Below are 18,606 nucleotides of genomic sequence, written 5' to 3' on the forward strand. Positions count from 1 at the left end.
CCTGTGAGCGTGCGAGGACGTGCTTGGTGGTCGATTCGGTGGCCGTGTTCCATCAGATGGCCGCGTTGATCTCGTGGCCCGTCACCGGGCGCAGGAACGTCTGGAACCAGGCCACCGTCCGGCGGAGCCCTTCCTCCAGCGGGACGGGCGGCAGGTCCGGGAACAGTTCTCCGAGCAGCCGGGGAGAGGATCGCGAGTCGCGGATGTCGCCGGTCCGGGGCGGCAGGAGGGTGGCCTCGACTGGACGTCCGAGCACGGTCGCGAGCGTGTGCTTCAGCTCCAGGAGGGAGACGCGCGTGCCGAACGCGAGATTGACCGGCACGGGGCTGGTCACGCGCCGGGCCGCCGCGTCGGCCAGCACTCCCGTCACGGATTCGACGTACGTGAAGTCCCGGGCCTGCGTGCCGTCGCCGTAGATGGGGACCGGCTCGCCGCGCAGGACCGCCGAGACGAACGCCGGCACGACGGCCGCGTAGGCGTGGTCGGCCGGTTGCAGCGGCCCGTAGACGTTGAAGAACCGGAACGCCAGCACCCGCAGGTCGTAGCTCTGCCCGTAGGCCAGCGTGTAGCTCTCGGCGGCGAGCTTCCCGGCGCCGTAAGGGCTGAGCGGCCGGGTGGGCAGGTCCTCGTGCTTGAACGCCTCTGGGCTGTCCCCGTACACCGAGGACGACGACGCGACGATCACATGCGGCCTGGTGCGCCGGCACGCCTCCAGCACGTTCACGGTGCCGGTGGCGTTGACGGCGTGCGAGGTCATCGGATCCTTCAGGGACCGGGGCACGGACGGTATGGCCGCGAGGTGGATCACCGTCGTGGCGCCGGCGACGAGCTCGGCCAGCAGCGGCCGGTCCAGGACGCTTCCCAGCACGAACTCGGCGTCGACCCCGGCGAGGTTGACGAGGTCCCCGCCGCTGAGGTCGTCCAGGACCGTGATCCGCTCGACGTCGGGCCGGGCGGCCAGCGCCCGGCACAGGTTCGCGCCGATGAACCCGGCCCCGCCGGTCACGAGCACTCTCATCTGTCTACCTCCGTGGTTTCTGGCCGGCGGCCGCGCGCGACCGACCGGTAAAGGTCCTCGGTGTCGGAGACCAGGCGTTCGGTGGGAAAGGCCGAGGTGGTCCACCGGCGGGCGGACTCGCCCATCGTCCGGGCGAGCCCGGGATCGGTGAGCAGCCGCACGACGTGGCCCGCCAGCTCGGCGGGGTCACGGCCGGCGAGCAGACCGGTACGGCCGTCCAGCACCACCTCCCCGACGCTGCCCACGCGGGTCGACACGACCGGCACGCCGGCCATGCCGGCCTCGATGAGGGTGAGCGGCGTGCCCTCGTTGTCCGAGGTGAGCAGGACGACGTCCGCGGCCGCGTAGACCGTCCCGGTGTCGCCGCGCCAGCCGGTGAACACGACCGGCCCGGGAAGCCGCGCCGCGGCGAGCTCGACCTCCTCGCGGAGCTCGCCACCGCCGCAGACCACGAACCGGCAGCCGGGGATCCACCCGAGGACGGCGTGTGCCGTGGCGAGCAGGCGGTCGGGCCGCTTCACCTTGGTCAGCCGCCCCACGAAGGCCACGACGGGCGCGTCCGGGGGGAGGTTCAGGGCCCGCCGGGCCTCCTCACGGGCCGGCAGCGCGCGGACGCCGACACCAGGGGGGATGACGACGTACTGGCCCGGCGTGCCGATCCCGGCGGCCAGAAGGTCCTCGCGGACGCGGTCCCCGACCGTGACCAGCCGGTGCGACACCGAGGCCAGCAGGCGTTCGGAACGCACGTACGCCGCGCGCTTGACCCCGGTGAAGTACCCGTCGAGCAGGTGACCGTGGAAGGTGTGCACCCGGGCCGAGCCGACCCCCGACAACAGGGAGGCGAGACGGCCGAGGGCCCCCGCCTTGGCCGTCCGGGTGTGCACGACGTGCGGCCGGAAGCGGCGCATGGCGGCGACGAGGTGGGCCAGGGCGCGAAGGTCGTCGGACGGCCTGATCGCCCGGCCGAGCCCGTGAACCCGGTGCACCCGCGCGGCCGGGCCGTCCGGCTCACCTTCGGCAGGAGGGGCGCCCGGGTGCCCGGGGAAGCCGCTCAGCCGAAGATGGTCGGCCTCGTCCTCCTCGACGTACCCGGTGTACAGGCGGTGGTCGAATTCACGGCGGTTCAGCCGCTCGATCAACCCGGATATCTGGGTCGCCGGCCCGCCGACGTTCAACCGCGCGATTATCTCCATGACTCGGATCCGGTCGTCTGACTTCACGCGCGCTCCTTGGCGGTGGGCCTGGTCACGTCGAAGAAGCTAGCTCGCCATTTATTCCGTTCGCCGCACCGTCGCGGTGGCCGCAAAAGTGTTTCCTTATTCGGTACTCACTCATGGCCGGTTTGTGGCGGAGCGGGTGCGATCCGCTCGATGGAGTATCCGTTCCAGTGGTTTTCGTATTTGTCCGCCGTATGACCCGGCGGTGGCACAGTTGTGGATTGAAGGGGAAATAGCCGTTCGGGGTCCGCGAAGGCCGCCGGGGCGGGGGAAAAAGTCCGCACGGTGCGGGTCATCGTCGTGCCAGGCGAGGCGACCGCGGCGATCTCCCGCCTCGCTCCGGCACTAGCGTCGTGCGAAGTGCCTTCATCCAGGGCGTTCCGCGACCGTCGGCCCCGGGTGTGATCTCGAACCGCGCGGGGGGAGCCGGTCCTCATGGAATTTCTCATCGTCGTCGCGATCACGGCGACGCTGGTCCTGGCCGTCCGCGCCGGTCTGGACGCGACGGCGGCGAAGCGGGTGCTGCCGGTGCTGCTGGTCGCCTTCATGGCCCGCCTGGCCGCCCACATGTCGCTGAGGGGAGGCGCTCTCTTCGACTACGGCGGCGACAACGTCCTGTACGACCTGTGGGCACAGGAGATCGCCGACCAGTGGAGGCGGGACGGCATCTCGTACGTCACGGTCAGCGGCGCCGGGCGGCTCTACGGGGCCGCGCTCCACTGCAACCTGCTGGCTTTGATCAGATACATCTGCGACGGCCCCGCCCCGCTGGCCTCCGCGGCGCTCATGGCCCTGATGGCCTGTGTGCTGTGCGTGGTCATGTACAGGTTCGCGAGGATGCTCGGCGCGGACGAGCGGGCCGCGTTCTGGTTGCTCGTCGTGGTGGCCTTCATGCCGGCCTTCCTGCTGCACACCTCCGACACCTACAAGGACGGCCTGAACGCGCTGCTCGTGGTGGCCTCCCTGGCCGTCGGAGTCTCGCTCACGCGACGATTCAGCCTCGGCAGGCTGCTCATGCTCGTGCCGCTCCTGTGGGCGCTGTGGAACGTCCGCCCCTACATGGCCTTCATGTGCGTGCTCCCGCTGGCCCTCGGGATCAGCGGGCTGAAGCACGTCGTCTCGGTGCGGAGCCTGGTCGCCCTCACCGCCCTGGCGATGGTCGTGTTGTTCCAGTTCGAGTTCGTGATGCAGAGCGAGCCGGTCGAGGCGATGCGGAACCAGCTGGAGTACGCCCAGTCGCCGGCCGCGCAGAACTCCAACGCCGGCCTGTCGGGGTGGCGGCACGGGTCGGGCATCGCCTTCGACGACGGCGGCCTCGCGTGGGGCGCGCTCGGCCCCAAGCTGGTCTACACGCTGCTCTCCCCGTTCCCGTGGACCCCCGGCAGCCTGGCGCTGCAACTGGGCAAGATCGACACGTGCGTGTGGTACGTGCTGCTCTTCTTCGGGGTGGCCGGCGCCCGCCGGCTGTGGCGCGGCGACCGCAGGATGCTGCTGATCCTCCTGCTCTTCGTCATCCCCGGCGCCCTCGTCTACGCCACCACGATGGCCAACATCGGGCTGATCGCCCGCCAGCGGATGCCCCTGGTCATGGTGACGAGCCTGCTGTGCGCGCTCGCGTGGACGCGGACGCCTCCTGAGGAGCAGGCCCCGCCGGAGATGGAGCGGGCCGCTCAGCCGGCGGGCTTGACCTGAGATCGGCGCGGCGCCTCGTCGTACAACCGGTCGAACCACTTCGCGGTCTCCCCGATGTCGAGCGTCCCCGCGCTCTCGCGCGCGCCTTCGCGCAAGCGGGCGTGCACGTCCGGCCGCATCGCCCGCAGGATCGCCCCCGCGAACGCCTTGGGATCGCCCGGCGGGACGAGCAGGCCGTTGCGGCCGGACTCGACGAGGTCCGGGATGCCGCCGACGCGGGTGGACACCACGGGAACGCCCGCGGCGAGCGCCTCCATGACGACGACCGGCAGCCCTTCGTAGGTGGAGCAGAGCACCAGCAGGTCGGCGGCGGCGATGAGGCGCGCGGCGTCCGGCACGTGGCCGAGAAGGCGCACACGGGGGAGCCGCAGATCGGCGACGCGCCGCGCCGTCTCGGCGAACAGCGGGCCCGATCCGGCGAGCAGGAACGTCGCGCGCGTCTCCCCAGAGGCCGCCAGCTCGGCCGCCGCCTCGATGAGGAAGCCGTGGTTCTTGACGGCCCGGAAGTTGCCGGCGTGCACGATCAGGAAGGCGTCTTCGGGCACGTCCCACTCCTTCCTGATCAGCGCCGCCTCCGCCGCCCAGCGGCGCTGCTCCGCCACGTCGACACCGTGCACGCGGGTCGACAGGCGGCGCGCGCCCAGGGTCGTCACGCTCCGCGCGACCTCGGGGGAGACGGCCACGGTGTGGTGGTCCAGCCACCCGGTGGCGCGGTCGAGGAGCAGGGTCGGCAGGCGGAACCGGACGCTGTGCACGGTGGACACCAGCATCGGCCGGTGGCGCCACAGGAGGGAGGCCGGCCGGAGCACCGACGCGGGCAGGGGGGAGTGGACGTTGAGCACGTCCGGGCGCAGCCGCCGCACCACGGCCGCCAGCCGGGCCATCCTGAGCGGGCGGGGGCAGGAGGTGAGGTCGACGACGGCCACGCCGTGCCGCCGGAGCCGCTCCAGGAAGAGCGTTGGGGTGGCCTCCAGGCACACGACGGTGTAGCGCCTGCCCGGGGGAGCCGCGCACAGTCGGCGGGTGAGCAGGACCTCGGCACCGCCCACCCTGGCGAGCGACTTGATCACTTCGCAGACGTGCACGGGGCGCACGGCGTCTCCCTCTGTCCCTTATGTGGCCTATGTGGTCCGTCGCGGCCCGGCCGCGGATTCCGGCGGCCGCCCCGCGTTCGCGGCGAACCGGGCCCGGTATCCGGCGAGGGTCAGCCCCTCGAACGCGCCGGCGGCGAACGCGAAGAGCGACTCGATGTCGTCGTAGAGCGCCTCGACGCTCCGGAAGGTCCGGAAGTACGGGCTGCCGCCCGGCATCAGCTCCGAGGAGTGCAGCATGAACTCGACGTGATCGTGCCCGGAGTGCACCGCGCGCCGTGCGAGTTCGATCATCTCGCGGCGGTTCCTGCCGTTCGGGCGCATCCAGGTCGTCGAAGGCCAGAGCCTGCCCGCCACGCGTCCCGCCGGGCCGCTGCGGGACAGCAGGGCGCGGGTGCGTTCCACCAGGGCGCCGTAGCGGCGGGGCACGATGGTCATCGGCACCTCCAGCAGCGGCGACCCACCCGCTCTGTGCAGCGCTCCCGGGTCCACGAAGTACGGCTTCTCCGGGAAGGCCGTGTAGTCCCGTGGGCCGCGCCCGCCGGGCGCCCCGGAGGTGCCGCGCCAGGAGATGTGCGGCGTCACCGAGCAGTCGGCCAGATACCCGTGCTCGATGAGGATCCGCGCGTAGGTCTCGTCCAGCGTCCACCGCCCGGCACGGTGGCTCACCGGCGCGATCTGGAAGGTGTCCTGCAGGACCCTCGTCGCGGTCGTCACCTTCGCGGCCATCACGTGCTCCGGATAGTCCGTCAGAAACGGCTTGTACCGGTGGTCCGCCCCGGTCAACGGCAGGATCGGAGGCGTGGTCCAGGCGTGCAGGTGCATGCCCAGCTCACCCCGGTCGCGCTCCAGCACCGCGCGGCCGAACTCCTGGAAGGCCGGGCTGGTGGCCATGGTCCAGTCGACCAGATAGGTGGGAGGAAGGCCGTACCTGTCGCACAGCGCCTGGAAACGGGGCAGGAAGGCGGCGTTCCGCGTCGTGCCCGTCGCGGAGCCGCTCCAGGCGTCGTCCTCCTCGACGTCGATCGTGATGATGAAGGCGGGCCGCCGCGGCCCGGTGTCGCTCCGTCCGGTCCCCGCCGCGGAGGCCGGTGGCCGGGGATCAGACATCGCAGCGGTAGAGCAGCAGGTGCTTGTCGTCCTGCCAGTCGTGACGCCTGTCCACCCGGACGCCGAAGCCGTCGAAGATGCGCTCGATCCGGCCCTTCTGCTCGGGGAACTCGTCGACCATCACGTACCTGACCCGCTTGAGGGCGAGCAGCGCGCGCGTCTGGTGCTCGATCCACTCGTCGGGCATGTAATGGAACCAGCCCATCGCGATCAGAAGGTCGATCTCCCGGACATCGTGCTTGATCAGCGCGTCGAAGCTGCCCACGGCGAACTCCGCCCTCGGCCGGCGCGACCGCTGCAGGAACCGGGCCCAGGCGATGACGCCGCGGTCGATGTCGAAGCCGAGCCTGCGTCCGGCCGGAACCCGGTTGAGGATTTCGCCGAGGCCGCACCCCACCTCGGCGACGACGTCCAGCCGTCCGGGCACCGTCCGGGCGAGCTCGACCGCCATCTTCTTGTAGTTGGTGGTGTGAAATCCCCGCAGGTGCCATCGGTCGCCGCCGAATATGAGCGACAGGGGGAACTGCACCGCCTTTCCCACGAGGGCCTTGGCGACGTTGTCGGCTCCGTGCCGTCGCGCGACCTCGATCTTCCTGTTGAGCCTTTTCACTGTGGTCTGCATCATGAGCCCCCTGCATACATCCGATATCGCGGTCAGAACGCGTAACCCCGTTCACCGAGGTGCGGGCCGAGAGAACGGTTCAACAGCGCCAGTTGGGCGGGGGTGAGGTCGCGGCGGAAGGCGTCCACCTGCCTGCTCTCGAACCTGTGACGGCCGAAGCCGTGGTCGAAACGGGAGGTCCACGGCAGGCCGAGGAACTCAAGGATCATGATCATGTGCTTGCGCGGATCGTCGACCAGGTCCTCGTAGCGGATCTCGAGCCACTGGTCGGGGGGAACGGTCGCCCGGGCGCGCTCGTACGCGTCCATGAGGATCTTCCAGCCGATCCCGGCCAGATGGATCATCGACCGCCCACCGCGGTCCCATTCCTCGGCGTACGCGTCCGGCAGCGGCCCGTAGTGCCAGCCGCAGGGGCCGAGATGCCCCCGCCACCACGGCATCCGCGTCCACGAGCTGGCGACCGCCCGCCCGTCCCGCAGAATGTGCACGAAGCGAGCCTGAGGGAAGATCTCAAGGAGGAAGCCGGCGCGCGGCCAGCCGGTGAACTTGTGCACGTAGTGGTCCACCCCCTCGCGCACGGCCCGCTCCTCGAAGAACGAGCTCATCCGCCGTGCCAGCCAGGGCGTGACGTCGGCCGCCACCAGCTCGCGGAACGGGTCGACGACCAGCGGCGACACCTCCCGGGTCAGGGCCGCCTGCGCCTCGCTCGGCCGTACCCGTTTCGGCGGGAAGCCCGGCCGCGACCACCGGTGCACGGCCGCCGCCAGCCGCCGGAGCGGTGGCGTGAGGCGTCCGTACCGATCGTCGAGATTGGTCGGGAAACCGAGCAGGGGATGCTGGGTCAGCACCTTGTACAGCAGCGTGGAACCGCAGCGCCCCGTGCCGAGGAGAAAGGAGAGGTTCAGGCTCCCGGGCGGATCGACGGGATTCACCGTCGCGACCTGGCTCCGCGCCATGGAGCGGCTGTTTTCCATTACGCGATCTCCCGGTGTCACGGCGGCTGCACGTTCGAAGAAACATAGGTACACCCACACCGGACGACCGTCCGCGGCGCTTCGGCCGAGTTTCCGAATCGCTGCCATGTTCATAGTCGCGGTTGACCGGACGGCCCAGATCGTCCGGCGCCAGTATCGTCCGGTCCCCGGCCGTTCCTCCGTGATGAGTCCGTCCATTCGCCGCGCGCGCTCCCGAATCCGCCCGTAACGTCTTGCCGCCTGCACCGGTGACCGGTCGTTTTCGGCGGCATTCGCGGTCGCGGGCAAAGAACCGGCAACAATACCGTCGGGCGCGTATTCGAAAGGGCGTCCCCGGGAGCCCGCCGACCAGAATTGCCGCATGGCCCATACCTCGTCGTTCCCCGGCTCCGAGAGCCGGTCGGAGTTTCTGGTCGACACCGCGCCGACGGAGGTGCGCCCGGGCGGGCGCGGGCCGTCACCGAAACGGCCGTCCCGGGTGCGGGTGTGGTCGCCGGCTCTGTTCGGGCTACTGGTGGCCGTGGCCATGGCGGCGTGGTTCGGGACCCCGGGCCGGGACATCGCGGTGTTCTGCGCGTACCTGGCGCTGTGTGTCGCGTTGCCGGGGACGCTGGTGGTCCGTGCCGTCTACCGGGGCCGGCGTACGGTGGCCGAGGAGGTCGCGCTCGGCCTGGTGGTGGGATACGCCCTCGAGGTCCTCACCTACATCCCCGCCCGCGCGCTCGGGGCGCCGCGGCTCGTCCTGGCATGGCCGGTCGCCACCTACCTGGTCTTCCTCCTGGTTCCCGGGCTGCGGCGGTTCTGGCGGAGCGGCGCGCGGGTCCGCGCGCCGCTCCGGTCATCATGGGCGATCGCGGCCGCCTTCGCCGGGCTCACCGTGTGGAGCGCCGTCCCGTTCTTCCGTAACAACCCCCTGAGCTGGCCGGCCATGGGGGCGGGCGACTACGACGAGCCGTTCCATCTCGCGCTGGCGGCGGAGTTGAAGCACCACGTGCCGCCGCGGACGCCGATGGTGGCGGGCGAGCCGTTGCTGTATCACTGGTTCGCCTACGCGCACGTCGCGGCATCGAGCTGGGTCACCGGGGTGGAGCTTGTCGTCCTGGTGCTGCGGCTTTCGGTGCTGCCCATGCTGGCCGCGTTCCTGGTGCTGATCGCGATGACGGCGCGGCGGGTCGCCGGGTCATGGGGGATCACCGCGCCGGTGCTGGCCGGCACCGTGTTCGTGGGCACGCCGAGCCTGTACCTCAGCTCCACCATGGTCTTCGGCTGGGGCGGCGTCCAGTCGACCGCCTGGCGCAGTCCCACGCAGACCTTCGGCGCATTGCTGTTCGCCGCGCTGGCCGTTCTCGTTCTGGACCAGCTGACCGGGCGAGCCGGGCCGCAGGCGCTGAGGGTACCGTCGCGGGCCGGGCTCTGGACGGTGGCCGCCGTGCTGATGGTGGCCGTGATGGGGGCCAAGGCGGTCTTCCTGCCCTTGCTGCTGGCCGGGCTGGTCGCGATGATCGCGGTCGGGGCCGCGCTGCGGCGAGGGCCCCGGTGGCCCGGCCTGCTCGCGGCGGCGATGACCCTGGCCTGCACGGTCTACGCCCAACTCGTGCTGTTCGGGCAAGCCCGCCAAGGCATCCTTCTGTCTCCGGTCTCCGCCATGCGCCAGCGCTGGCAGGAACTCGGCGGGCAGCCCGGCGCCGGCCCGCTCTGGCTGCTCGGCGTCGGCGCGTTGCTGGCGTTGTGCCTGGCGTTCGCCTGGTGCGGAGCCGCCGGGCTGCTGGCGGACCGGCGGCTGCTCGCCCGGCCCGCGGTGGTGTTCATGCTCGCCATGGCCGCCGCCGGGCACGCGGTCACCCTGCTCTTCCACCACCCCGGCTACAGCCAGTTCTTCTTCCTGTTCGCCGTCTACCCCTACCTGGTCATCGTCAGCGTCTACGGCGCCCGCGTCCTGCTGCGCCGCGCGCGTGTTCCCGCGTGGGCGACCGCCTGCGCCCTGGTGACCGCCGTCCTGGGCGTCTGCCTGGTCGCCTTCGCCTGGCACGTGACGGTCCCCCTCGCTCCCGGCCGGCCCGCCATCACCCTGTTCCTGCCCTACCTCACCGTGCTCGCCGGCATCGGCCTGGCCGGCGCCGTGCTGGCCGTGACCATCGGACGGCTTCGCGCCACGGCCCTGCTGACCGCCGCCGCCACCGGCGTCGGCCTCACGGCCTGCGGATACGGCCTGATGCTGTGGCTTCCCGGTAAGGTCGCGGCGAAGGGCCTCGGCAAGGTCGGCCATGCCGTGGCGTCGGAGTCCGACGCGGTGCCGGAGGGCGCCCTGGCCGCGGCGCGCTGGCTGCGCGACCACTCCGCCCCCGATGACCTGGTCGCCACCAACTCCCACTGCCATTGGGGACGGCGGGACCCGTGCGACGCCGGTCAGTTCTGGGCGGCCGCGCTTACGGAGCGGCGCGTTCTGGTCGAGGGCTGGCGCTACACCACCCGGGCGAACGACCGGTGGCGGCCGGGCCAGGACTACCGGTACCCGCCCTTCTGGGACCAGGAGTTGCTGCGCCTGAACGACGCCGCCGTCAACACCCCCACCGCGGCCTCCCTCGGCCTGCTGCGCGACCGGTACCACGTTCGCTGGCTGCTGGTCGACCTGCGCCTCACCGGTCCCGGCTCTTCTCTGGACGCCCTCGCCGGCCTGCGGTTCCGGTCCGGCGACTACGCCGTCTACCGGCTGCCGGACCGCTCGTGAGCGTCCGGCTCACGCACCCGTGAGGCGCGCCGGCCGGCCAGGACGCGCCCGGCGAGAGGGGTGTCGCCGGCCGCCCGTGCCGCCGCCGACAGCGCGACGGCGATCTCCGGCCACCGCGGGAGCAGACGCCGCGCCGGCGTTCCTGTGGCCCGCAGGAACCACCCGCACTGCGTGCCGGCCAGCACGGTCAGCACGACGCCGGTCACGGCCGCGCACCCCGTGGCGCCCCAGCGGGGGATGAGCAGCGCGTTGAGCGTCACGTCCAGCACCAGCGCCCCGACCGACATGGAGGTGACCACCCAGGGCCGGTCCAGGCGCAGCAGGAAGATCCAGATCGGCCGCGCGACGCTCGCCGACACGATCCCGGGCGCGAGGCAGAGGAAGGGGAGCACGCTTCCGCGGAACGCGTCCCCGTAGACGAGCGGGACGAGCGCGGACGCCAGCGCGCATAGGCCGCCGGCCGTGACCAGCGCCATGACGAAGGCCGCGCGCACCGCGCGCAGCGTCACCTCCACCGCGCGCTCGTGGTCTCCCTCCACCTGCCGTGGCATCGCGACCTTCACCAGGGCCTCGACCGGTATGCGCGCCAGGTCGGCGAGCGTGGTGGCGACGGCGTAGAGCCCGGCCTGGCCGGTGGAGGAGAACGCGCTCACCATCAGCACGTCCACCCGGGGAAGCAGTTGCGTGGAGACGAGGCCGAGGTGGTAACGCAGCCCGACGCCCACGGTGCGACGGGCCGGCCTGTGGTCGAAATCCCTCAGCCGCGGCCGGAGCGCGTGCACGAAGTAGACGACGGTGACCAGCTCGTAAGCCGCCCACAGGGCGAAGGCCACCTTGGCCGTAAGCCATCCCGCCATCGCGGCGGCCATCACCGAGGCGCACCACACCAGGCAGCCGATCATCGTGCCGTTGTTCAGGATGCGGGCCCTGTCCCGCAGCAACGCGATGCCGCAGAGGTACTCCCACACGATCAGGATCGGGACGGCCGCCAGCATGACGGCGGCGCAGGAGCCGCTCCATCCGGAAAGGAGCATGGCGGCACCGACGGCCGGAGCGGTCAGCACGCCCATGAGGATGCCGAGCACCAGGGCGTTCGCCGTCAGCGCGGGACGGAGCCCGGCGTCGGCCCACAGGACCACCTGCCCCTGCTCGGCCGAGAGCCCGCCGAGTACCAGGCCGGCCCAGGCGATGGCGATCAGCACCGCGTACTCTCCCCGCCCCTCGGCGAGCAGGGTGCGCGCGGTGATCACGCTGATCACGGCCGAGGAGGCGGTCACGACCCCCCGGGCAGCGATGGTGTGGACCAGGGCCCTCGCCGCGCCGGTCATCCGGCGGCCGCCACTCCGCCCGGGCTGGTGCTCATTTCCGACCTCCGGCTCGCGTCGACCGCGATGCGGACGTGCCGAGCCGTATTTTCGGCGAGGGCATCGGGCCTGAATTCGGCCAGCATATCGAAATGGCGCGCCGATACCGGCCCGCCGCGCTCCGGTGCGGCGCCTCCGGCCGTTCGTCGCATTCGGCCTTTTGGAGTGCGACGCGTGATATGCCCGTTCGCTGTCACTTGGCCGGCGGACACCGCGTGGAAGGGCCGGTGACTGCTTGAGCAAGGACTTGCCAAAGCGCGGTCATTCGGCGGTGCGACTCCGGCCCGCCTCGGTGTTCATTGTTTTTCGTGAGCACAACAGATATGACGGCGATCCCGTACCACCGGACATTCGTCGCGGAAAACCAGCTCGGCTATGTTACGGAGGCCATGCACGGAAAATTGTCCTCCGGATACGGGCCGTTCGGAGAGAGGGCCGCCCGGCTGCTGCGGGAGATCACGGGAGCCGGGCACGTGGTCCTCACCACCTCCGCGACCACGGCCCTGGACCTGTCGACGCTCCTGCTCGGCCTGGACCCGGGCGACGAGGTGATCGTCCCGTCGTACACCTTCGTGTCCACGGCGAGCGTGTGGGTGCTGCGCGGCGCGGTCCCGGTGTTCGTGGACTGCCGTCCCGACACCCTCAACATCGACGAGGAGCGGATCGAGGCCGCGATCACCGGGCGGACCCGCGCCATCGTGGTCACGCACTATGCCGGCGTCGGCTGTGAGATGGACCGGATCACCAAGCTCGCGGAGCGCCACGGCCTGGCGCTGGTCGAGGACAACGCGCACGGACTGGGTGGGTCCTACCGGGATCGGCCGCTCGGCACCTTCGGAAGCCTCGGCGCGCTCAGCTTCCACGTGACGAAGAACGTGCAGTGCGGCGAGGGAGGCGCGCTGCTGGTCGCCGACGACGACCTCGCCTGGCGCGCCGAGATCATCCGGGAGAAGGGCACCAACCGGCGGGAGTTCTTCCGCGGCCAGGTGGACAAGTACCGATGGGTCGATGTGGGCTCCAACTTCATGCCGGCCGAGCCGCTCGCGGCACAGCTGGTGGCACAGCTGGAGTCGTTCGGCGAGATCCAGCGGCGGCGGCAGGACGTGTGGCGGGCCTACCACGAGAGCCTGGCGGCGTGGGCTCACGACAACGGGGTCGCGCGCCCGGTGGTCCCGCCGGAATGCGCCCACCCGGCGCACATCTACTATCTACTGCTTCCGGACATGGCCAACCGTCAGGCGCTGATCAGCCACCTCGCCGGGCACGGCGTACAGGCGGTCTTCCACTATTTCCCGCTGCACAACTCGCCGGCCGGGGAGAGGTACGGGCGGACGGCCCCGGGCGGCTGCCCGGTCGCGGAGAGCGTCGCCGACCGGCAGGTCCGGCTCCCGCTGTACCCCGGCCTGGAGGAACGGGAACTGCGGCGCGTGATCGACGCGGTGACCTCCTACCGGGTCTCCTGATGGGCCCGCGGGAGGTACTGGCGGTGCGGACGCTGGCGTCCCCGCTCGAATCCGCGCGCTTCGGACGGCCGGTCGAGCGGCTGACGGTGCGCGGCGAGAGCGACCCGTCGTTCGCGCCGGTGCGCGCGGCGATCCTGGAGTCGGCAGCCGATGTGATCGTCCTTCGGTACCCGGCGGAGCGGATCGACTGGTTCGCGAAGCTGCTCACCACCGGCCGCACCGTTCTGCTGGCGGACTCCCTGGTCTACTGGCGTCTCGCCGTGGGACGAGGGCGAGGGGCGCCGCAGGCGCCGGGCCTGCGGACGGGGGAGCTTCGTGACCCGGAGGCGGCGGGCGCGCTGGTCGGCGAGATCTTCGCCGGGTACCGCAATCACTATGGGGCCGATCCGCTCTTCGAGGCGTATGACCTGCGCGAGTGCTACGCGGACTGGACCCGGGGGCCGGTCGCCGCGGGGGACTGCCTCGCCCTGTACGGCCCGGGGCCGGGGGAAGGGGAGCGCCGCGTGATCGGGCTGGCGACCGTGGCGGACGACGGGCCGGCGACGGAGATCCTCCTGGCCGGCGTGGTGCCGGGGGAGCGAGGACGCAACCGGTACGCGCACCTCCTCGCGGCCGTGGAGGAGCGGGCGAGTGCCCGCGGCGGCACCGAGGTGGTCATCTCCACCCAGGGCCACAACACCGGTGTGCAGCGCGCCTGGGCCAGGTACGGATTCGAGCCGGTACGAACCCTGCTCACCGTTCATCTGGTGCGGAAGGGGCTGATCCCGTCCTCGTGAGCCCGATGGGGCCCGCCGGAGACGGGACGCTCGCCGCCGCGCCGGAACCGATCCGCTCGCGGACCACGTACGTCGGCCGTCCCATCCCGCTCGTGTGGATGCGGCCGACGTACTCCCCGAGGACGCCGATGGACATGAGCTGCGCCGAGGAGAACAGCGTGATCATCGAGCAGATGCTGGTGAACCCGGCCACCGTGGTGGCGCCCACGGCGAAGCTCCACAGGACGGTGGCTCCGAGGACCAGTCCGACGACCCCGACCAGGAAGCCGAGGTAACTGGCCACGCGGAGCGGCAGGGAGCTGTAACCGAAGAGCATGTTGGAGGTGTGACGGCACAGCATGCGGAGGGTGTAGTTGGAGGGCCCGTGGTCACGCCGGTCCATGCGCACCTTGACCGACCCGACCCGGGTCGTGGCCCAGGAGAGCACGAGGTCGATCGAGGCGTACGGTCCGGTGAGCCCCTCGAATCCCTGGCGCAGGTGCGTGCGGAAGGCACGGAAGGCGCTGATCATGCGCGCGGTGCGGACGTCGAGCACGCCCGCCATGGCGGCCTTGACCGACCGGGACGCGAGGCTGCGCAGCGGCCCGTGCTCCTCCTCGTGCGGCACGCCGTAGACGAGGTCGAGGCGGTCGCCGTGGAGGGCGGCCAGCAGGAGCGGAATCTGCTCGGGTGGATGCTGCAGGTCGTCGTCCAGCGTCACGATGACCTCCAGCCGTGCCTCTCTCACCCCGGCGAGCAGCGCGTTGTGCTGGCCGTAGTTGCGGGACAGGTGAAGGGCGCGCACGGGCCCGAACCGGTCGGCGAGCCTCGCCGCGACGTCCCAGGTGTCGTCCGGGCTTCCGTCCACCACCAGGATCACCTCGTACGGCACGGACATGCCGTCCAGCACGATCATGAGCCTGTCGAGGAGTTTCGGCAGCGTGCGCGCGGAGCGATAACACGGAACGACCACCGACACTGACATTGAATTCCCCCGTTGTTCGGCGTTCACGATGCGCATAACGATTACGATGTTGGGGACGCGACCGTCCGTCATCGGTTCGGGGGAATCCGAATGGTCGAAACCAGACAGCGGATCGGCCTCGACCGGGGTGCCGTTCCCAAAATAGCCAGGCTCGTCCGTATGCCCGGCGGCCACCTCATCACATACCTCGCGGGGGGCGCTCTCACGGCTCTGCTCTACTACGTAATCTTGGTCGCCGGATTGCGACTTCTTGGTCGCGCCGTTCCCTATCTGTACGTGGTGGTGGCAAGCCATTTCCTGACCGTGGTGATGGTATATCCGTGGTACCGGCTGGTAGTCTTTCCCGGCGGAAAGGAATCCTGGATCGCCGGTTATGTCCGCTTCTATGCGGTGGGCATCGGATTCCTGGCGTGGTCCCTCGCGGGGCTTCCTGTTCTCGTGGAATGGGCCGGTTTGCCGATACTGGCGGCGCAGTTCATCCTGATGGTGACGAGCCTGCCGCTGAATTATGCGATGAATCGCCTGTGGGCGTTTCGTGACCGCGGGCGGTCGTGACTTAAGGATTCGATGAGCGATGAAGGCACTCGTACTCGCCGGAGGCAAGGGGACGCGGCTGCGGCCGCTCACCCACACCTCGGCCAAGCAACTGGTCCCGGTCGCCAACAAGCCGGTGCTGTTCTACGGGCTGGAGGCCATCCGTGACGCCGGCATCACCGATGTCGGCATCATCGTCGGAACCACCGGTGACGAGGTGAGGGCGGCCGTGGGGGACGGGTCGGATTTCGGCCTCGCGGTCACCTACATCCCCCAGGACGCGCCCCACGGCCTGGCGCACTGCGTCCTGATCGCCAGGGAGTTCCTGGCCGACGACCCCTTCGTGATGTATCTCGGGGACAACTTCCTGGTGGGAGGGATCACCGGACTGGTCGACGCGTTCGGGCGGGGCGGCTACGACGCGCAGATCCTTCTGACGCCGGTGGCCGAGCCGCAGTACTACGGGGTCGCGGAACTCGGGCCGCAGGGAGAGATCCTGGCGTTGCAGGAGAAACCCGACCACCCGCGTAGCAACCTGGCGATCGTGGGCGTGTACACCTTCTCTCCCGCCGTTCACGACGCCGTGCGGGCGATCAAGCCGTCCGCGCGGGGCGAGCTGGAGATCACCGACGCGATCCAGTGGCTCGTGGACAACGGATACGGCGTCCACTCCCACCTGGTCAGCGGCTACTGGAAGGACACGGGTCGGCTGCAGGACATCCTGGAGTGCAACCGCATCGTCCTGGAGGCGGTCGAACCGGACATCGCCGGCACGATCGACGCGCTGAGCGAGACGTCGGGACGGGTGGTCGTGGAGCCCGGCGCTGTGGTGGAGAACTCCGTCCTGCGTGGGCCCCTCGTGATCGGAGCGGACACCAAGATCGTCTCATCGTACGTGGGGCCCTTCACGTCGATCGGCCGCGGCTGCGAGCTGCGCAACGCCGAGATCGAGTACTCGATCATCCTGGACGGCTCCTCCGTGGACGGCGTCTCGCGGATCGCGCACTCGCTGATCGGGCGCAACGTCCAGGTCAGCCGCGCGGCCGGTGTCGCCAACACCCACGAACTCATGGTCGGTGACCACAGCAGAATCCAGGTGAAGGTCTGAGATCCGGCCGGGATCGGGCGCGCCGGTCGGCCGGGGACCTCCCGGTCGGCCGGCGCGGGCCCGTCCGGCCGCGTTCGTGCGAAGGGGACCGGACGGGCTCATCCGTGTGCGCTCCGACTCACGTGGCGGCGGGCGTGAAGACCACGTCGACCCAGTAGTTCGACGACTGGAAAGTGCTGGTCGGGAAGGCGTTGGTCGCGGCGTAGGCGTAGACGCCGCCGTTCGCGGGTGCGACCAGCGGATTGTTGTTGTACTGGAGGGTGAAGTACGGGCGCGTGACCGAGTAGTGCCCCGCGGGGGTCGTGACGCTGGCGACATAAGTGGTGTTCGCGGTGACCGCGACGGGCGCCGCGAAGTTCACCTGCTGCCAGCCGGAGGCCGTCTCGCCGGTGAAGGTCGCGCTGGCCAGCAGCGTCCCGTTGCTCGTCCACAGGCTCCCGACATGGGTCCCGGTGTTCTGCGCCCCCTTGTAGAAACGGATGCCGCTGACGATCCCGTCCGAGGATGCCTGGAACTGCACCCCGAGCGCGACCGCTTTGGGATCCTGATAGGACGCCACCGCCGGGGTAGCCGTGCTGTCCCACAGGCTCGCGGAGATGTTCTGGTTGAGGATGCCCGACTTGCTCGGCGCGAAGTGCACGAGCGCCTCGCTGGCGAAGACGTCGCCGCCCAGGTAGACGGCCTGGATCGGATGGGTTCCGACCGACAGGGACGAGGTGCTGAAGGTGGTCACGCCCGAGGGGTCGAGGAAGCCGGAACCGAGCGTCGTCGTCCCCTCCTTGAACAGCACCTGGCCCTGGGGGGTCAGCGAGCCGCCGACCGCGCTCACCGTGGCGGTGAAGGTCACCACCTGGCCCCGCGCGACGGGATTGCCCGACGACGTCAGCGCCGTCGTCGTCTGCGGGTCGTTGGGCAGGGCGATGTGGGTCGCCGGGCCGTTGGTGGTGCCGTCCAAGATGACGTTGGCGTTGATGGTGAACAGCCGGCCGAAGACGGACGCGCCCGGGAACGCCCTCGCGGTGTTGGCCGCCATGACGGTGCCGCGGAACGTGGAGTTGACGCCGAGGGTCGCCGAGTCGGTCGCCTGCCAGTAGACGTTCTTGGCCTGCGCGCCGTTGATGAGCGTGATGTTGCTCACCGTCGCCGTGGTGAGCGTGGTCGACCTGAAGATGAAGACCGAGTCCGGCTCGCCCTGGGCGTCGAGGGTGAGCGTCCCGGTGATGGTGAACGCGCCGCCGGTCGGCGTGTAGATGCCCGGCCCCTGAGTGGTCCCTCCGAGTTCGGCGGCCACCGTGGTGACCGGCGTCCGGCCGGCGATGTCGTTGTAGGCGGCGACCATGTCGGATTTGGCCGTGGCGGCGGTGGCGTCACCGGCGTGAATCGTGCCGGTCACGGTGCCTGGCGGGAAACCGGTCACCGTGCCGCCGGGGCTCACGCCCAGGTCTCCGGTGACCGCGGTCAAGTTGTTGTTGTTGACCGCGGTGCCGGCGAGGACCGCGAACGTGGCGGCCGTGCCGAGGTTCACCGGCGCCCGCCGCGCCGCGTTCGCGGTGAGCGGTGTCGCGATGAGGACGGCCGTGAGCGCCGCCGTCAGCCAGGTACGACCGGTGTTCGGCCGCGGAACCCGAAAACGAGTTCTGTGTATCATGAATTGATCCTTTATCCCCAATGTGGAGTGATGCGGCTTATGAATAAGTAGCCGCCGTCACTGATTGTGATCACGTCCCCTGGAGGTGATATGCGGGGCACGCCCGGTGTTCCGGTAAAGGGCGGTGAATTTCTTTTGCGGTGAACTCCGGCGCCGCGGTCAAGGGGCGGAGTGGTACCGATAAACATCGGTTGACCTGCCTCGACACGGAAAGTACGTCGACGTTCACCCGGGTGCGGGACCTTACGATCCTGCCGAAGCCCGAGCTTTCGTGTCCGTCCTTCATGCTCACGGGCT

At 70.5% G+C, this 18,606-nt stretch carries 15 protein-coding genes; 6 read left to right on the plus strand and 9 right to left on the minus strand.

Annotation, left to right across the window (positions count from 1 at the left end; genetic code table 11):
• Positions 1–52 precede the first annotated feature (52 nt).
• Both AB0M95_RS04615 and AB0M95_RS04620 read right to left on the minus strand, forming a co-directional pair.
• Positions 53–1,018, minus strand: coding sequence for an NAD-dependent epimerase/dehydratase family protein (locus AB0M95_RS04615; protein WP_363759429.1), 966 nt, complete (start codon positions 1,016–1,018; stop codon positions 53–55).
• On the minus strand, positions 1,015–2,238 hold the full coding sequence (locus AB0M95_RS04620) for a glycosyltransferase (protein ID WP_363759432.1): 1,224 nt from the start codon (positions 2,236–2,238) through the stop codon (positions 1,015–1,017). Before AB0M95_RS04620 ends, AB0M95_RS04615 begins: the two co-directional genes overlap by 4 nt.
• A gap of 432 nt (positions 2,239–2,670) precedes the next feature.
• Here AB0M95_RS04620 and AB0M95_RS04625 point away from each other — a divergent pair, with 432 nt between their 5' ends.
• Positions 2,671–3,927: a hypothetical protein gene (locus AB0M95_RS04625; protein WP_363759435.1), complete on the plus strand. Its 1,257-nt coding sequence runs from the start codon at positions 2,671–2,673 to the stop codon at positions 3,925–3,927.
• On the opposite strand, the gene AB0M95_RS04630 is transcribed toward AB0M95_RS04625, so the two are convergent.
• Genes AB0M95_RS04630 through AB0M95_RS04645 form a run of 4 tightly spaced genes read right to left on the minus strand, consistent with a single transcriptional unit; the run spans position 3,906 to position 7,724 of the window.
• A complete protein-coding gene (locus AB0M95_RS04630; RefSeq protein WP_363759438.1) occupies positions 3,906–5,021 on the minus strand; it encodes a glycosyltransferase in 1,116 nt (371 codons plus the stop codon). The genes AB0M95_RS04625 and AB0M95_RS04630 overlap by 22 nt on opposite strands.
• Positions 5,022–5,048: 27 nt before the next feature.
• Positions 5,049–6,128, minus strand: a complete 1,080-nt coding sequence (locus AB0M95_RS04635) for a deacetylase (protein WP_363759441.1) — start codon at positions 6,126–6,128, stop codon at positions 5,049–5,051.
• The gene (locus AB0M95_RS04640) at positions 6,121–6,753 is read right to left on the minus strand and encodes a class I SAM-dependent methyltransferase (RefSeq protein ID WP_363759444.1); all 633 of its coding nucleotides are present in this window, start codon (positions 6,751–6,753) and stop codon (positions 6,121–6,123) included. Before AB0M95_RS04640 ends, AB0M95_RS04635 begins: the two co-directional genes overlap by 8 nt.
• 29 nt (positions 6,754–6,782) lie before the next feature.
• Positions 6,783–7,724 carry a sulfotransferase gene (locus AB0M95_RS04645; RefSeq protein WP_363759447.1) on the minus strand — a complete coding sequence of 314 codons (942 nt, stop codon included), beginning with the start codon at positions 7,722–7,724 and terminating at the stop codon, positions 6,783–6,785.
• Between the two features lie 361 nt (positions 7,725–8,085).
• Between AB0M95_RS04645 and AB0M95_RS04650 the strand changes: the two genes are divergently transcribed.
• Complete coding sequence (locus AB0M95_RS04650) at positions 8,086–10,452, plus strand: hypothetical protein (protein ID WP_363759450.1); 2,367 nt, start codon at positions 8,086–8,088, stop codon at positions 10,450–10,452.
• Here AB0M95_RS04650 and AB0M95_RS04655 read toward each other — a convergent pair.
• Entirely contained in the window at positions 10,428–11,780 is a 1,353-nt protein-coding gene (locus AB0M95_RS04655) for an oligosaccharide flippase family protein (RefSeq protein WP_363759453.1), read from the minus strand. The two genes, AB0M95_RS04650 and AB0M95_RS04655, sit on opposite strands and share 25 nt — an antisense overlap.
• 344 nt (positions 11,781–12,124) lie before the next feature.
• On the opposite strand from AB0M95_RS04655, the gene rffA reads away from it, so the two are divergent.
• Positions 12,125–13,279: a dTDP-4-amino-4,6-dideoxygalactose transaminase gene (gene rffA, locus AB0M95_RS04660; RefSeq protein ID WP_363759456.1), complete on the plus strand. Its 1,155-nt coding sequence runs from the start codon at positions 12,125–12,127 to the stop codon at positions 13,277–13,279.
• Positions 13,279–14,055: a GNAT family N-acetyltransferase gene (locus AB0M95_RS04665; protein ID WP_363759459.1), complete on the plus strand. Its 777-nt coding sequence runs from the start codon at positions 13,279–13,281 to the stop codon at positions 14,053–14,055. The genes rffA and AB0M95_RS04665 overlap by 1 nt, the downstream gene beginning before the upstream one ends.
• Here AB0M95_RS04665 and AB0M95_RS04670 read toward each other — a convergent pair.
• Positions 14,012–15,007 carry a glycosyltransferase family 2 protein gene (locus AB0M95_RS04670; RefSeq protein WP_363759462.1) on the minus strand — a complete coding sequence of 332 codons (996 nt, stop codon included), beginning with the start codon at positions 15,005–15,007 and terminating at the stop codon, positions 14,012–14,014. The two genes, AB0M95_RS04665 and AB0M95_RS04670, sit on opposite strands and share 44 nt — an antisense overlap.
• A 102-nt stretch (positions 15,008–15,109) precedes the next feature.
• Here AB0M95_RS04670 and AB0M95_RS04675 point away from each other — a divergent pair, with 102 nt between their 5' ends.
• Together AB0M95_RS04675 and AB0M95_RS04680 are read left to right on the plus strand one after the other, a co-directional pair.
• On the plus strand, positions 15,110–15,574 hold the full coding sequence (locus AB0M95_RS04675) for a GtrA family protein (protein WP_363759465.1): 465 nt from the start codon (positions 15,110–15,112) through the stop codon (positions 15,572–15,574).
• Positions 15,575–15,593: 19 nt separating this feature from the next.
• The gene (locus AB0M95_RS04680) at positions 15,594–16,661 is read left to right on the plus strand and encodes a glucose-1-phosphate thymidylyltransferase (RefSeq protein WP_358509639.1); all 1,068 of its coding nucleotides are present in this window, start codon (positions 15,594–15,596) and stop codon (positions 16,659–16,661) included.
• Between the two features lie 118 nt (positions 16,662–16,779).
• Here AB0M95_RS04680 and AB0M95_RS04685 read toward each other — a convergent pair whose 3' ends face one another.
• Positions 16,780–18,309: a DUF4082 domain-containing protein gene (locus AB0M95_RS04685; protein ID WP_363759468.1), complete on the minus strand. Its 1,530-nt coding sequence runs from the start codon at positions 18,307–18,309 to the stop codon at positions 16,780–16,782.
• Positions 18,310–18,606: the final 297 nt, after the last annotated feature.

Source organism: Sphaerisporangium sp. NPDC051017 (genome assembly GCF_040683095.1).
Taxonomy (GTDB): domain Bacteria; phylum Actinomycetota; class Actinomycetes; order Streptosporangiales; family Streptosporangiaceae; genus Sphaerisporangium.